At 40.7% G+C, this 15,968-nt stretch carries 15 protein-coding genes and 1 pseudogene; all 16 read right to left on the bottom strand.

Annotated elements, in window-relative coordinates; translation table 11 throughout:
- The 16 genes and pseudogenes from BT_RS00215 to BT_RS00140 all read right to left on the bottom strand — a co-directional run bounded on the left by BT_RS00215 (position 1) and on the right by BT_RS00140 (position 15,903).
- Positions 1 to 936, bottom strand: coding sequence for an SP_1767 family glycosyltransferase (locus BT_RS00215; protein WP_011107077.1), 936 nt, complete (start codon positions 934 to 936; stop codon positions 1 to 3).
- Positions 937 to 944: 8 nt separating this feature from the next.
- Positions 945 to 1,421, bottom strand: coding sequence for a hypothetical protein (locus BT_RS00210; protein ID WP_011107076.1), 477 nt, complete (start codon positions 1,419 to 1,421; stop codon positions 945 to 947).
- 95 nt (positions 1,422 to 1,516) lie between these two features.
- Positions 1,517 to 1,912 carry a glycosyltransferase family 2 protein gene (locus BT_RS00205; RefSeq protein WP_011107075.1) on the bottom strand — a complete coding sequence of 132 codons (396 nt, stop codon included), beginning with the start codon at positions 1,910 to 1,912 and terminating at the stop codon, positions 1,517 to 1,519.
- A 14-nt stretch (positions 1,913 to 1,926) separates the two neighbouring features.
- Entirely contained in the window at positions 1,927 to 2,859 is a 933-nt protein-coding gene (locus tag BT_RS00200; protein ID WP_011107074.1) for a glycosyltransferase family 2 protein, read from the bottom strand.
- Positions 2,860 to 2,882: 23 nt separating this feature from the next.
- Entirely contained in the window at positions 2,883 to 4,049 is a 1,167-nt protein-coding gene (locus BT_RS00195; RefSeq protein WP_009039960.1) for an acyltransferase family protein, read from the bottom strand.
- A complete protein-coding gene (locus BT_RS00190; RefSeq protein ID WP_055235382.1) occupies positions 4,046 to 4,999 on the bottom strand; it encodes a glycosyltransferase family 2 protein in 954 nt (317 codons plus the stop codon). Before BT_RS00190 ends, BT_RS00195 begins: the two co-directional genes overlap by 4 nt.
- 1 nt (position 5,000) lies before the next feature.
- Positions 5,001 to 5,177, bottom strand: coding sequence for a glycosyltransferase (locus BT_RS00185; protein ID WP_011107072.1), 177 nt, complete (start codon positions 5,175 to 5,177; stop codon positions 5,001 to 5,003).
- Positions 5,178 to 5,207: 30 nt separating this feature from the next.
- A complete protein-coding gene (locus BT_RS00180; RefSeq protein ID WP_009039963.1) occupies positions 5,208 to 6,368 on the bottom strand; it encodes a polysaccharide pyruvyl transferase family protein in 1,161 nt (386 codons plus the stop codon).
- On the bottom strand, positions 6,365 to 7,567 hold the full coding sequence (locus tag BT_RS00175; protein ID WP_009039964.1) for a Coenzyme F420 hydrogenase/dehydrogenase, beta subunit C-terminal domain: 1,203 nt from the start codon (positions 7,565 to 7,567) through the stop codon (positions 6,365 to 6,367). The genes BT_RS00180 and BT_RS00175 overlap by 4 nt, the downstream gene beginning before the upstream one ends.
- Positions 7,564 to 9,105 carry a lipopolysaccharide biosynthesis protein gene (locus BT_RS00170; protein ID WP_009039965.1) on the bottom strand — a complete coding sequence of 514 codons (1,542 nt, stop codon included), beginning with the start codon at positions 9,103 to 9,105 and terminating at the stop codon, positions 7,564 to 7,566. Before BT_RS00170 ends, BT_RS00175 begins: the two co-directional genes overlap by 4 nt.
- 60 nt (positions 9,106 to 9,165) lie before the next feature.
- Positions 9,166 to 9,594, bottom strand: a complete 429-nt coding sequence (locus BT_RS00165; RefSeq protein ID WP_009039966.1) for a BT0820 family HAD-type phosphatase — start codon at positions 9,592 to 9,594, stop codon at positions 9,166 to 9,168.
- Positions 9,595 to 9,879: 285 nt separating this feature from the next.
- Positions 9,880 to 10,317 (bottom strand): hypothetical protein, encoded by a 438-nt coding sequence (locus BT_RS00160; protein WP_009039967.1) that lies wholly within the window; start codon positions 10,315 to 10,317, stop codon positions 9,880 to 9,882.
- 123 nt (positions 10,318 to 10,440) lie between these two features.
- A complete protein-coding gene (locus BT_RS00155; protein ID WP_009039968.1) occupies positions 10,441 to 11,496 on the bottom strand; it encodes a transcriptional regulator in 1,056 nt (351 codons plus the stop codon).
- Between the two features lie 560 nt (positions 11,497 to 12,056).
- On the bottom strand, positions 12,057 to 13,268 hold the full coding sequence (locus tag BT_RS00150) for a tyrosine-type recombinase/integrase (RefSeq protein ID WP_009039969.1): 1,212 nt from the start codon (positions 13,266 to 13,268) through the stop codon (positions 12,057 to 12,059).
- 822 nt (positions 13,269 to 14,090) lie between these two features.
- Positions 14,091 to 15,448: pseudogene (locus BT_RS00145) on the bottom strand (transposase).
- Between the two features lie 164 nt (positions 15,449 to 15,612).
- A complete protein-coding gene (locus tag BT_RS00140; protein WP_011107070.1) occupies positions 15,613 to 15,903 on the bottom strand; it encodes a hypothetical protein in 291 nt (96 codons plus the stop codon).
- Positions 15,904 to 15,968 lie beyond the last annotated feature (65 nt).

Here is a 15,968-nt window from a genome sequence, read left to right as displayed (position 1 = left end):
CTATTTCACACTGTATATTATCTGAGAAAGATACTCCTTGTTCCGCTCCTCCGAAAATTGTCTGCCTTCCGGCACTTCATTCACGTATTTATGCGGGACAGGTACTTTTTTGGGCGCTCTCATCAGAAACCATTCATACTCGATGTCAATGTGCCCAATATCAATAGCCTGGTATCCCACTTCAGCTAAATCATATGCCAGAACCGTAGCGGTATGTCCTAAAGCAATCAAAACGAGTTTTGCCTTATTCACGGTACAAGCTGCCTTCATTATTTCATCATACTTGGCAAAAGCATCCAATGCCGGGCAAAGTATGCGTTCTATACTCTGAGCATTATCGAACAAGTCATTGCCGACACCTAACCGGCTCTGTTCACCTTCTATGATGCAGAGATCGCGTCCCTGCCATATTTGGCGGCAATGCTGTATATAGCTCCCCTTCTTTTTTTTATTACGAGCGTCTATATAGAACCGGGTAAAATAGGAGTCTCCATAGAGTCGTGTAGGATGAATGGAAGCAAATATCATTTCCCGGTTATTTACAAAGCTCCGCTCGATGAACCGTCTGGCTGTAAAAGAGAGGCTTCGATGGCTTTTCCATACATAGGGAATGCACACTATCAAATTCAGCTCTTCGTCCGATCCGTTTCCCAAAATTTGCTTTAAACGCCATGCTAATTTTTCATCGTATGTTTGGAAATCACTTTTACGACTTTCATCAAACCCCTCTTTCAGACAAGTGATCATGTCAATTTCTCCGTCACCATATCGGCAAACGGAACATTCGTGTTTAACGATATAGTCGATGGTTTCCTCAGCCATAAGGATATTGAAAGCATTCCTTTTCCGCTTCAACAAATTATATTGAAGCCAATACACCGCTTTTCGCAAAGGCACTTTGATACCCAGCCAAAATGAATTCAATACGGAAGTCATAGTATTGTTTAATAATAATCCTTTCTTACAAAAAAACGTTCGTTGATATTCCTGAGCAGAAGCACGAACCATCTAGCTGTCCCGCATATGTTTCTATACTCCTTATTCCGATAGACTTTCATGAAATCCTTAAAATTAGTACGGCAAGTAGTCCAGTTTATCCATTCTAGCTGCTTATATTTCAATCCCATTAGAATATTTTGCATAAAAGCTTTTTCTTGCTCGTTTTTACATTCTATTCTTTTCAAATAGGTCTTCATCCAATCAGCATATAAGAAACAAGCTTTCAGTTTTAGAAGCATTCTGTCAGAAGTCTCTTTGTTTGAAGAAATATTGATGCCAGAGAAACGAAACATAAACAAAGGTTGCATACTGCAAGCTACACCGTTTCCCGATAACTTACTCCAAGTTGCATCATCGGTAAAGAAAGCCAAAGGAAAAGCGACAAAGCCCCCCGTTGAGATCATAGCTTTTCGTCTAAACATAAATTCTTGTACAGTTTGGAGCCGATGGTTGCACAAACGCTGGGAAATAAAATCCAAACAGCTTTCAAATTCTGCTGAAGGTGCAGACGTACCGATTACCCCCCCCAAAAAAAAATGTTAATTTTATTAACACGACAATGAAATAAGTCGTATTGGGAATATTTCTCGGTAAGTTTCACCATTTCTTCCAAATAAGTTGGCGCATACATGTCATCATCCGAAGCCATTACCACCCATTCGCCCGATGTTTTGGGGAGACAATAATCATTCCATTGCTTTACCAAATCTTTACCGCCGACATTATACTCGTTCTCATAATATGCCAGACGTTCATCCTGGAATTTAGCAACCACTTCCTTCACATTTTCGGGAGATGCATCATTGACTATGATCAATTCAAAATCTCTATAAGTCTGTGAAAGAATCGAATGAACAGCCTCTTTCAGACAAGTAGCTTTGTAAGCCGGTAATACAACTGATACGAATGGCATAATTATTAAAATGATTATTTATTCAATGATCTAAAAAAGATGTAGCCGATGTATTTCAGGGGGAGTAGGTACAAGAACAACTTCCATCCTCTCGACAGCCCGATGCTTTTAGCCTCTTTGCGTACCTCCTGCAAAAAAGGGTGGCGTAAATTCACTCGCCCCTGCTGAGCCATGAATGCCGACTTCAAAGCCCTTACTTTTTGAAAGGTAAACGCTTCTTTTACCTCTTCGTAGTATCCGCCAGTCTTCAATGCTGAAAAAAGGCAATCACAGAATCGGCTCTCATATTCCAAGTTGGTGCGGAAGGTGTGCGATACCGACTCTCCATATACATGATACCCATATACCATGTCCCGGATAACGGCAATTTTCTTTGCCTTGTTGCCCAACTGTACGTTCATGATGAAATCTTCCGCCATAATCAGTTCACGGGGAATACAGATTGTCCCGTTATCAAACAAGATTCTGCGAAATATCCGACCGGTGATGTATTGGGATATTTTGTTTCTAATCAACCCGTCCAAAAATTCCACTGCTTGCAACTGCCTGTCGTCCTGGTTCATCCATTCTTCTGTCACATCATTGCCGGAAACAATCCGCTTGTTGCCTATCACAATGTCACAATCAGCACTTTTGCCCAGCATCACCTGAAGTGCATCGTCGGCAAGCGTGTCGTCGGCATCAAGGAAGCAAATCCATTCTCCGGTAGATTGCTCCACGCCATAACCACGGGCAGCGGTCACGCCTTGATTAACAGTATGATATACCTTTATACGGGAATCCTCCGACGCATACTTGTCACAAATGGCTCCACTGCCGTCCTTACTTCCGTCATCCACCAATATCAATTCCCAATCCTGATAAGATTGAGACAGAACACTATCAACGGACAATTTCAGATACTTCTCAGTATTATAAACCGGAATAACGATTGATATTTTTCTCATTACCGACATTTCTTCATTCTACATCATACTCGTCCTATCAATATGTTCAATACAGAGACCATATATTTACGGAGCAAAAAATAAGTACCAATCAACAGTATAATTGTGAAAAGGGCTGCACAAATATAACAATTAGCCATCCCCATACCCGTATCTGGAGTAATGATAAAGAATAGTATCTTCAGCATTCTTGACAAGACCAAACAGTGAGCCATATAAATAAAAACACCTGATGCGCCTATATTTTTAAATGTCAGCCATTGTGGAACACAATGTAACATCCAACTTGTAACATTAAAAGCAAATGCAATAAATGCAAACATATTCACCGTTCTTATTAAGACAGCCACATTACTATAATAACCTTGTACAAACAAATAACAAAGTGAACAAAGAGGATAAAGTATGATAGAGATTTTAAAGAACTTTTTGAATACATCAACCAAATTCATCCTCTGTAGACCTATAAGGGCTCCATATGAAAAGAAGAGGAAAACGGATGCCAACTGATAGAGATGCCAATCAATATGATAAAAACCAAACAATAAGTATAATATCCCCAGAACGATAATCAAATATGCTTTTATTTTTTTTAACAAGAAATATAATACAGGAGTGCAGACAACCACTACCATCAAATCACGGACATACCACAATGCTGTATTAATTGGATAATATTGTGTTTGCACCAGTTGGGCATAATCTGTTATAGCAGACGGGACACTAAGTTTGCCATTATACATATAAAAACAAGACAGGATATTCTGAAATGAAAAGTCTATGCAAGTACCTGATACTGAAATAAAAGTGTCAAAGCAGGACAATTGTTTAATGGCTACAAGTATAATACCTATACCATTCCATAACAGGTAAGGTATCAAAAGCGTATGTATCCTCTTTTTGATTTTGTCAAAATAAACCTTTTTGTTCCATTCCTTAACAAGAAAAAAAAGATAACCGGATATGAAGGAATAAACAGGAACGATTGTATGTGCCAAGAATGCATCCAACACACGGCTTACCAATCCTATTAAGGGATATTCTATATCGGAAAATGCCGATATACTGCTTAGAGCAAATGCATGAAACAAAACAACCAATAGGGCAAGGACAAAACGTACATAGTCCATACATAAGAATTGGAAATCCTTATGCGCTATTGAATTATAATCAGGCCACCTTTGATTCATTGCATACTTTTAACGATTTTTGCTTTAGCTTCAAGTAACAGATATGCCACTTGAAAAGAAGGCACATAAGCCAATATATATTTCGAGAATTGCGACAATGATTTCACGCCCAATACTCGTTTTCCAACCTCCTTACGATAGTTTTCCAATTTTTTGCATCTATCGTCATGACGCATTACAAAAGAATGAAAAAGTGATTGAGTCAAATCATTTTCATAATTCTGAAGTAACAAATTGTCTTCTCCTGAAAATATTCTTTTCAGAACCACATATATTTTGAGAAACATATTAAACAAATCTATATTGCCATACTTGGTTGAAAAATCAGGCATATCATAATGGTAGGCACCTTCCTCCATACATTGTATTGTAGAAATGTATTCTGCGTATTGAAGCATAAACAATTCGTCCTCACGCAATACGAGTTCGGTATCAAAACGCAAGCCACATTGTTCTATAATTTCACGTTTATACATTTTAGTACACATAAAACCCAATATGTTCTCCTCCTGCAATTTCAATATACCAGTTTTTACATTGCCATGAAAATTTATGCCGGTTCGGCTCTGCCACAAATTCCCATGAGGAATAAATCCCTGTACAATTAATTCCGTGCCATTATCAATTTGATTTTTAAATAGTTCCAACCAGTTGCTATCAACCCAATCATCGGAATCACAAAATACGACCCATTCACCTTTTGTATATTCCAATCCCACGTTTCTTGCAGAACTCGCTCCCCCGTTCACTTGATGAAATACACGTATCCGCGAATCCTGTATCGCATATTCATCGCACAATTTGCTCGAGTAATCCTCGCTACCATCGTCAATCAACAGCAACTCCCAATTGACAACTGTTTGTGCTTGAATGGAACGTACACATCTTTCAAGGGTCCGCTCCGCATTATAAACCGGTACTATGATAGTAATTTGTGGCATTAAATTCATATTATTCCTTTAATATTCTATCATTATCAAATTCATTGACGATGGAATCCAAATATTTTGGAGAAGCATCATTAACAATGACAAGCTCAAGATTGGTATAAGTTTGCCACAATATACTTAATATTACCTCCTTTAAATAAGTAGCCTTATATGCTGGGAGTACAAAAGGAAAAAGCATTTTGTTAAATTTATACAGATTTCTATAATCTTAATTCTCATTTAACGCTTGAAACAGGAACTCAAGACTCTTAACTTTTAAATTCTCATATTTTCGTTCTACTTCTGTATAATCTTGTTCAATAAGCAAAATTTCTTCTTTATCAACAAATTCTTCATACGAGAACACTAATCTATCATTTAGCCCGAAAGTATCAAGCAAGGAAAAAAAACGTTCATTTCCTCTGCCCGAATTAGATATTACCACAAACGGTTTACGAAAAATAATAGAAAACACACAACCATGAAATGAATCTGTCACTACAAAATCCGCATTAGCAAAAGCGGAAAGCCAAGAAGAAACAGAAGAAAATCGAGGCACTTCATCTTTGTATCGAGATGGAAAGAGTAATAATTCGGTCTGAGACAATTGCAATTGCTCTCGTGCAACAGCAATGATATTTCTTTTCTCTTCATTACCATCAAGCAAATAACTCACCAAACCCGATGAATCCATATCGGATTTCTGCATGAAAGAACGATAAAAATCAACAGGAAGCAACAAAGTCGGATCTAATACCTGACAAGCCGACAGATGAAAGGTCTCTTTCATTATTTTTACTCCGGACTGTTCACGTACCGATATGGCATCAAACCGCTTGGCTAGTTCTACACATTGATTCAATGAAGCTACAGAGATAGGATTCTGTTCCACTCCAAATGAAGCCCCATAGGCTATTCTTTTGGCTCTGCATTTCTGTGAAAGAAAATCCAAAAAGAAATTAGTGATACAAGGAGAAAAAGACTCGCGCCATACTTGATCGCTTCCCACTAAAAAAGCATCAAAATGATGCAGTCGTACATAGATCTTCAATATCCAAGTACTCTGTAGCCGGACGGAACATTTCAAGTTCTTCCGGATAAACGCTTGTATTTCGTTATCGTCATAAACCTGTGTCTTATCTGTTGCATAGAAGTGTAAAAAGGGATTGGCAATAATAGCACGGTTGTCCCTTAATATATACTTACGAACAATACACTTCAACACGCTCAATATACGCATCAGGCAAAGCCGGAATGGCGGATAGTCATATTCACGACTGAGAATAACTGTCTCATGCCCCATCGACCGCAACACGGTTTGCAGAGCCAAAGCCTGTAATATGCCACCATAGTTGTTACTCAGCGGTTGAGTCAATATTCCTATTTTCATATTAGCCTGAAAAGTTTTCTCAACGCACGAATGGGAAACGTTGTGCTTGTTGCCAACATTAAAGCCTTATGGAAGCCGGCTTTATCGAACATGAACCAAAAAAATTTCCTGTTATTCGGCATGCTCACCGAATAAGCTGTGCTCAGATTATACGGCAAGATTTCCGAAATGGGAAATTCCGCCAACAAACAGCCTTTCTTTCGTAACTCATCCCTCACCTTCGGATTGTTTATAATCAACAGGCTGCAGCCACGGTCGTCATCCAATTCGGGAGCAATCTTCTCAATGCCCCAGAAGTCACCCAGCGTAATATCACTACCGGACTTCCCTGATTTCGCGGGACAGCGGTAACAAGCGGGGCGCAAGGAGAGATTCGCCAAAAATGCCTTCATATAGGCATTGTCGTAGAATATACGTGAGAGCGAAACTGTATTTTTCTCTCCGGCGGTTGTCACCTTGGAGAGGATGAGAGCGAAACTGTATTTTTTCCAGCCTAAGCATTTGTTTCTGAACGAGATACCCTCTATAAGGGGCATCTCGTCCAAGAACAAGTGGTTTAAGGTGGGACGAAACTGAATTTTTTCGTCCTGACGGACGAGTGTTTCTTCTATGTATTTCCTCCATACCAATGGACTCGGCACACCGTGACAAACGAAATCGACAGCCAGCAAGTTGTCGTACTCTTTATGAAGATATCTCTTCAGCCCCATGATTTGGCAGGGAGTACCCGAGAAAAGCACCTTACGACCCTCTTTCAGAAACTGTTCCGCCTGCTTGAAAGTTTCGCCTGTCCGGCTTTGTACGTATTTGCTTCCCCGAAATGCTTCCAGTCCCTCTTTAGTCTCAGTATAATCGTGGATGACATTCCAATCCTTGTCAAACCGTGCGCCAAACACTACACCATTCTCCGCGAGAACCGATTCTGCCAGAAGAGTGAAAATGCCACCGGAGGAACTGGCAAGACGGGCTTCCTTATCCGGATTGACGGCCGCATAAACAGTGACGCCCCCGCTTCCCTTGGCTTCAACCAATTCGGGGCAGGCTTTCTCACATTTGCCACAATCAATGCAACGTGCCGTATCTACTTGCGGATACATAAAGCCTTCCTTATCCTTTACAAGCTCAATGCACTGCAGGGGACAACTTGACACACAAGCCTCGCAACCACAGCAACGCGATTTATCTTCCACTTTTATCATTTCAGCAGTTTAGTCTTTACTCCGTGGAGCGTCTGTACGATGAACGCGCGTTCGGACGAGCCGCACCCTATAAAATAGGAAGAGACTCCGACGCAACACACACTTGCCACACACACGACTATAAAACGAATCCAACCGTCTTCCATTTGCCGACTGAGCAATATGGGCAAACAGGAAGCGGTCACAGCCACAGTGAACGTGTTAAGACATACATTCCGTATATATCGCCTGACGGAAAGACGAACCATGCGGCGCAAAAAAAGCAAACGGAGTATCAGGCAGCAAACGGAAACGAACAATGCCACCACCAATGTGGATTCCGGAGGGAAACCGGCCTTCAAGCAACAATAAGAAAGCGGAAAGTTCATCATCAGCATTCCGCCGACCGCAATCTGGTAATTGCGGATATTACCGTTCGCGTTCTGCAGTGTGATCAAGGTGTTCGACAGTATATCACTAAGTGACAGCAGCAAAACCAGCCGGACGAAATTTACGGTATGGTCAGGGTATTGCTTCAGCCAAAGATTCAGTATAAAATCGGTTTCCAACAAGACTGGCAAGGCCAAAATAAACATGATATAGAACGAGAAGCGGGAACCGCGCTCTACCAATGACATTGTATACTCCCGATTGTCAGAAGCGTATGATTTCGTGATTTGAGGATTCAGGGCAATCATGAAATTGCCGGAAAACGAGCAGATCGCAGCATTTACCTGGTCGGCTATGCCTCGGGCGGCATTCAGTACCGGACCGACAAAGATATTGAGCAACACATTGACACCCTGCCCTTTCAACAATCCGGCGGTACAACCAATAAAGTTCCATACCGCGAACGAACTCATCTCTTTCCAACATGGACGGTCGAAACTGAAACGCCACCGGCATTCCTCAAAATGTCTGCCACAATAATACAAATAAAAGCACTGCAAAGAGATACTGACAAGAACCAATAGCAACGAATAGATTATCAGACGGTCAAAATGCCACGAAGGACAGGCTATAAACAATACCACCAGCAAACGCAGCATCACATCCATGATTCCCGCTTTGGCAAAAGTACCCATATGCTCATGCGATACGATCGAGGCGTTGAACGGCGTACTGCACAATCCCAGTGCAAATGAACAGACGGAGGCCTGAAATACCCAATTTGCTGCATGAAGCCGATCGGCCGGTATGGTCATTTGGGTATTCAAGAACCACAAACCGACGGTTTCCGCCGCAAGGACTACTGCCAGTGCCAATATGATGTGAATGGACAAGGAAGTGAAGAACATCAATTTAAGCCGTTCCACATTTTTCCTGCCTAACTCAAAAGTGAGAAAACGGCTTACTGCCGATGACAAGGAGGAGGAAACCAATGAAAACATGGCCACAAACCCGCCTACAACATTATATATGCCATAGTCTTCCACTCCCAATGCGTTCAATACCACTCGCGATGTATAAAGCGATACCAACATGCTGAATAGCATACGCACGTAGAGCATCAGCGTGTTCTTGGCTATGCGCCTCGTGTTTTCCGATTGTGTGGTCATTAGCATCTAAATGACAGCAGAAAGAACTTATCTGACGACGAATCTACAATCTGTAAATTATTACCTAAATATCCGTTTCCAAATGGAAATCTTTTTCTGTTTCTCAAAGCCATGAATTTCATTCAAATAGCGTTCATAACTCCACCGATTATGTATCATCTCATAGATAGCTCCCCAGTCGGGCAGTTTCCCCACATTCAAGTCATCAATGTACAAGTCGGCCACGACTTTCCTGCAAGGGCTGGTCATATCGTTTCTCACTTCTTCTTCCGGATGATTTGCATTGACAGCATAAAACTCCAATCCGCGCTTGCGGCAGAAGTCCACCGCCTCGTCAAGCAGTTTCCCCTCACGCACCGTCCATAAAACAAGCAAATGCCGTTCGGTCTGCAACTGTTTCAGGGTGGCAATGGCAAAAGGAATCTCTTTCCCTATCCGCGGATATCTGTGTTCCACAATCGTTCCGTCAAAATCTATAGCTATCCTCATTAGTTGAATTGGTCATCATTGTTAAAATATAAGCAAGAAACAACATTGGTGAACATCCTTTTTTATTTTCCAAACAAGTCATTCTGAAATTTTTTTGTATCCAATATAGGGCCTATAAGGAAAGGAATTCCTTTATGTTTTATAATATTCTTACTATTAATATCGATCGCCCAACCTAGTGTCTATGTTTTTTCCAGAAATGCCATCTTTTACAATTCTGTTGTGCACATAAACAATAGCTATTTGCTTTATTTTTATCGTAAAATAAAAACAAAAGTATTCCGGTTACCGACATTTAGTCCATTTCATACGCGCTGTGTATTTCCTAAAACCAAGAATTGCTTTATCGAATTTATCAGTAATATCATAGATTTCATTATGCGTTAAACTGTCTGCTTTCACTACTCCTACAATTAAAGGTTGTCCTAATATAAATTTGTAAAGCACGGCATCTGTCATAGAATACAAAGCCTTTAAATCTTTCTTAAAACCTTCTCCATTAAAAATCGTTTTAAAATCAGCACAATCAGAATCAATTGGGGAACCAAAAATTTGAGCTATAGCAAGTATGCTTTTGGCTACATCTATGCCGTCAATCACTTTCCCAGAGAAGGAATCATTTTTACCCTTTACTAAACCATAAGTATAAGCATTTGAATCTACTTGAAAATTTTGTGAAAGGAGTGATCCAATAACTTTATCTAAAAATGAGTCATTTTTCATATGTTTAAAAGAATTATCAATAGAAACATGAATACTTTTCGAGTATACCAATAACAGTTTATACTACTTTTTGACATCAAATAAAAAAAATGTAGTACTTAAAACTTTACTTATAATTACCATCTACAATTCTATCGGCAGAAACGGATATCGAATAGCCAGCGACTCCCGTCCGGTTTCTACAATTTCCTTCAAATCCACAGATATATCCATGCAGTTTATAACAGACACCAGAATTTGATCCGCTTTTTCACATATTATCATCATGTCTTTCATGTCTCCGATATGGGAATCGTAATATATACTCCGGAAATAGCTTCCTGTTTCTTCAAGCAGGAAGAACGCTATTTCCACCGCTTCATCAAAGTTCTTTTTTACCATATCGGATTTCATCCTTGTAACCCACGGCGTGAGATTTTCCGCCATGCCCATTATATCCAATTGATTTTGGGGTGTAAAAAAACAGCCGTCTATTTCCTTTTGAAGCGGTGTGAATGTGACATACGATGATTGCCTGATTTTTTCCAGCTGCTTCCTCCGCAGACGGACATATTCGTCCAGATTCTCGAAACTCTCCTTATATATGCCTCCAATGGCCACTGTCATTCCTCCAATGGAAGTGACCAGGCACTTGTCACGAGAGATTCTGATGCGATATCCTTCAAGGCCGGAAAGGATACCGGAAGTAATCCGGACTAAAGGATTCCCCACAGAATAATAATCAAAGGAGTGGGGCATGAAACGGATACGGGTGGGAATAACTTCCGACACCCGCATGAAAGGTTGCATCACACTGTCAGGTATGGCGGCTATTTCTCCGGTACTGCAATCCTTCACTAAATATAAATTGAAAAAGTTCTCTTTTAAGAATTTTTGAATCCTGTTAGCGTCACCTTGGATAAAGACAAGGCCGGAAATGGTTGCCTGTTCCTCTTTCTTTATCCGCTTGTTCCCACGTTTATAGACGATACTCTTATGAACAAAGATACGGTATTGTTCTGTTTGCAATTTCTTGCTCACAGTTTCTACTTTGGCATGATGGATAAACAAATAGCACCAGGATGTTATCTCCTTGTTTCCGGTATATTTCTTTACCTCCGGATCAGAAATCGTCTCTGGTCCGTTCTCCGCTTTGCCCCCCATGGCGTTAGGTTGAGTTTCTGTACTATACAGTGACATCGTCGCTCAAACTAATTTATGTCTTTGATCCGTGTTGTGCCATCTGGTAGCTGTCGCCCGATCAGTTTTAATTTATAAACAAGACTTAATATTCCGTCCATAAATGTATCCGTTTAAGTGTAAAAAATGTGCAACAGAACCGTCCCATTCTTTTTTGAGCAAGTGTTCTATAGCTCCCTCTCTTCATAAGAGATGTATAATGTGATACATGTGAATAAAACAATCTGATAATAAGCACTTTGCTTTCTTCTAGGAAACTCTTTGCTCAACAGCCTGTTTGGCAGTTTCAAGGATCAGTCCATATTTTATTCCCATTATTTGTTCATTTTTGTGGTTATTCTCAATATTTTGTGTATTTTTGCATTCAATTATACATCTCTTATGAAGAGACGACAATTTTTACTCAACATTATTGTAAAGGTCTCCGCGATGACGCATAGTATACCAGATTAGAAGTTCCTAATTTTGCGGCATATACATTAATAATGATATGACAAAGTCTATGGTTTTAACGGAGTCAACTCCAATTCCTCCTGAATATCCTTTTGTTCAATATTCTATTATATCTGCAAGGATTTCAAAATCAACTTGTTTGCCCTGTCAATGGTGGCGGTATCCAGCGAGGCCAGGTAGATCCTCGTTGTTGTCTCCGAATCGTGTCCCATACCCTCGCTGATCACCGAAATCGGGATGTTCTTGCTCCGGGCCGCGCTGGCCCAGGAATGGCGCGCCACGTAATGGGTCAGGGGGACGGACATCCCCAGTTCCTTCCCAAGAACTTTCAAATGCCTGTTGATACGGTGGGAGGCGTTGATATATTGTTTCCTCTCATCTGTTCCCGGTCTGTCGATAACGGAAAGAAGGTACGGGGATCCGGGGATGTTGTAACGGTCCACGATTTCCTGCATGCACGGCTCCCATTTTATAAGGAGCTGCTGGCCGGTTTTCTTCCGCCGGTATGAGAGGATGCCGTTGTTAAGATCCTTCTTTTTCAGGAACGCCATATCGACCATGGACATTCCTCTTGTATAAAAGCTGAAGAGTAGCATGTCCCTCGCATAAGCCTTTGCGGGCTCAAATGACAGGTCCAATGACTTGAGCCGCTTTATCACATGCAGGGGTACCGCCCGTTTCGTAGTCTTCTCAACTCCGGTATAGACATGTTTGAAAGGGAAACGCTGGACAGTAAGCCCCTTCTCCACGGCACGGTTATATACCGCCCGCAAGTTACGCATGTAAAAGGAAATGGTATTCATGGAAACCCCGCCCGATTCCAGCCATGCCTCGTATGCGACCATCAGATCGGAATCCATATCGTCGGGCAACACATCTCTCCCTTCCATGAACCGTATGAAGCTGTTGAGGGTGGAGGTGTAGGTCTCACTGGTCCGTATCTTGCCCAGGCGTTTCAGGCCGTTTATGACCTCCCGCATGAAGACGGGGAAAGACAGGCTGTAATGTCCGCCGTTAAAGGCGGAAACCACGTCGTCGGCCGTAAAAGCCCCCCTTCTCCGTTCCAGGGTTGTGATGATACCCTCCAGCCTGTCGGTATCCTCCATTATCTTACCCTCCAGCAGTGACAGGTGTTGCCGTCTTCCCTCATCGGACGGAGCGGCGACGATACGGGCCCGCCTTTTGTCCCACTCGGCGGGGAACAGCCTGTATGAGGTGCTAATCTGTCTTGCCACACGTACATGAATCACTTGGTAATAAACTGTACCCTCTTTACCATCCACCGAGGATGGTCTGAACTTAATTTTTACTGTAGCCATAAATTCTTCAATTTTAAATTTTATAGGGTACAAAATTACCAGATACAACAAATTGTTGATTTATGCAAAATATTGTATTCTAGTGAATAAAAATCTTCTTATTGACTATAAGGAAGGGGATCGGAAAACACTACATCCTTTTCTGAACGTCAGGAGTAGGATTATGTTGTCATGGAATGGAATCGATGATGACAAATAATAAAAAAACGAATGTACGACATACAAATATCCTCAGTGCCGTACATTCGTTTTTATATTTTTGTCTTGAAAAAAGGTTCTTTGAGTTGATGCAGAATAAAACAGAATATTGTAATTCGATCGTTTCTAAAGTGTTACCTATGATCTATAAAGTGAGTGATAACTATTTTATTTTCAGTTAGACAAAGAATTGATTGTGTTTACTTGTGTAAGTAATATTTAAAAATACAGTAAAAAACAGAATGGTGATAATTAAACGTAAATCGTTTATAATTAAGTATTTTACAAAAATTGCAGAATAGCCTGACCTGCCTTTATCCTCAATAATAACGGGGATTATGAATGAAACTGACGAAGTATGACCCGCATAGTAACCGGTAACTCTGATAAGGTGTCCATTTAGGGATATTCAGTAAATGTTCCTCTTTCTTCTAAATTAAGAGAAAAGTTTTACTTTACGTGAGCTTTTCTCTTGATTTTTTCGTTCAATTCTCCCAGTCTTCTATCTTTTTCATAGAACATTATTTACATATTCTTATTTTTTCTTCCCACCCATGCATTATGTATATATCTTTTTTTAGTGGAAGTTAAAACCTCTCCTCTTTTCCTCTTATTTTAGTCAGATTATGCTGCCTTTCTTTTTTTCTTTTCGACCTTTTCTATCATGCATACCGCATTGGCCGTATGTATCCCAAAGAAAATCCAAAGCATTTCCGTTTTCCTGTTTCTGGCTTTTATCCTGGCCAGTGAGTAATGTTGTTTCTGCGTTCCAAAGCTTCCTTCCAGCCGGGTAACTCTTTCACGGCTGAGTTCCGACCGTAAGATCTTCCGAAGCGGCTCATCTTTGGCGGCTCTACCCTTACGCTTGAAGGAAGTACTTATATAATATTTAGTACAAAATTTCCGGTTGGCATTATTGGCATAGATTGAATCCGCTGCAAGCGCCTTAACCCTAACCTTGGTCAGTTGTTGTTGCAGATGAATACAGTCTTTCAAACGTACTCCTTCGTTAAAAGCCTTAAAGGAGATATGTTCTATAAAGGAGATTCCATCTATCTGTATATTGTTGACCTTGGCTCCGAATTCAACGGATTTGGTTTCCTTGCCTCTGATAATGGGGCGAAGGTAATGCCGGTCGATACTCACGATACGGTCGGACACTTTTTGGCCTGCAAATAAATTCTTCCCTTGCTCAAGAACCGTCTGTATGACCGAGAATCGTCTTTGGTAATCAGAGGATAGTGTAAGCCTGTTCCCGTAGGATGAATGAATCCGCTCCAGCTGGTCAAGCAACTTTTCCAACAACTGAAGTAGCCCGCGTGTAATCATACGGGTCTGTGATTTCCTGCGTTTACGCAGTTTACTGTAAACAAGGTAGGCACGGCTTACATCAAGATACTTGTTACGGGGACGTTGTATGTGCAATCTCCGGCAATGTTTGCACAGATGACGATGAAGCCATACGATACCTTCCCATAAGAGTTTGGTATCAGTAGGGAAACGCAGACGGCTTTCATAACAGGTGGCATCCGTCATACAGACATGAAGGTTCTCAAGATAAGGTTTCCAATGCCCGGCAAGAATAAGCTGGAGGGACTCAACATCAAGGCGATTCGTCAGGAACTGGCGGATCGCACTGACGATTTTAGGATTGGTCAGCGGATGAAGCGGATCAATCTGAACACCACAAAACAACTGGTAATGAATATTACCGTTTAAATGTTCAATCAGTTGTGCATCGGAAAAGTTGGTATAGGACTTCAGGACCATCAAGGCTATTTTACCTTCGGGAGAAAAATAACTTTTACGACCCAAAGGAGAAGACTTCAAATGCATTTGTCGGACCAGTTCCGAAAAAGGGAAGAGAGCATGGAGTCGACCTAATTCACTCGTTGCAAAACTTTGACGATATTTTTTAGCATATCGAACTCGGTAAAACCTAAACAAGGTTCGATTCCGGAGATTTTTTGTATCTTTACCATGTGTTTTTAGTTTAGATTACCCCCGTTTTGGCCGTCAAACCGTTTTTGGGGGCAATGCTTAAAGATACAAAAAAGCAACTAACTCGCAATAAATTAGTTGCCTTAATTTTTCTTATTTTGGGAATATCCCCATTTAAATTAGATTCCAATAAGATGGTCTTAACCTAAAATGTTGACTTATCATTCAATTCAATGGTGTTACCGTTAACTACTCCTTCAACTATTATGAATGACCATTCATCTATTTTATTGTCAAAGTCGTAAATATCTGTCGAATTGGGATATTTTATGAAATTTCCTGATGAGATTATATCTACTCGGTCTGTCTTTATCGTCACACAGGAGTTTTCATCAGTAAGTTTTTGCCCATACAAAATGATTTCATCTCCGGCTTTGACATCAGTAATAGTAGTCGCACACATTGCTTCAAGACTGAACTTATCAGAAATAATCATACTGTTTCCACTTACTATGTTGACGACAGCGTCTTTCACTATAATAAATGAATGATCGTCAGTAG

Source organism: Bacteroides thetaiotaomicron VPI-5482 (assembly GCF_000011065.1).
GTDB classification, from domain to species: Bacteria; Bacteroidota; Bacteroidia; order Bacteroidales; family Bacteroidaceae; genus Bacteroides; species Bacteroides thetaiotaomicron.
The sequence above is the reverse complement of the archived record's forward strand: the minus strand, read 5'-3'. Positions and strand labels throughout refer to the sequence as shown.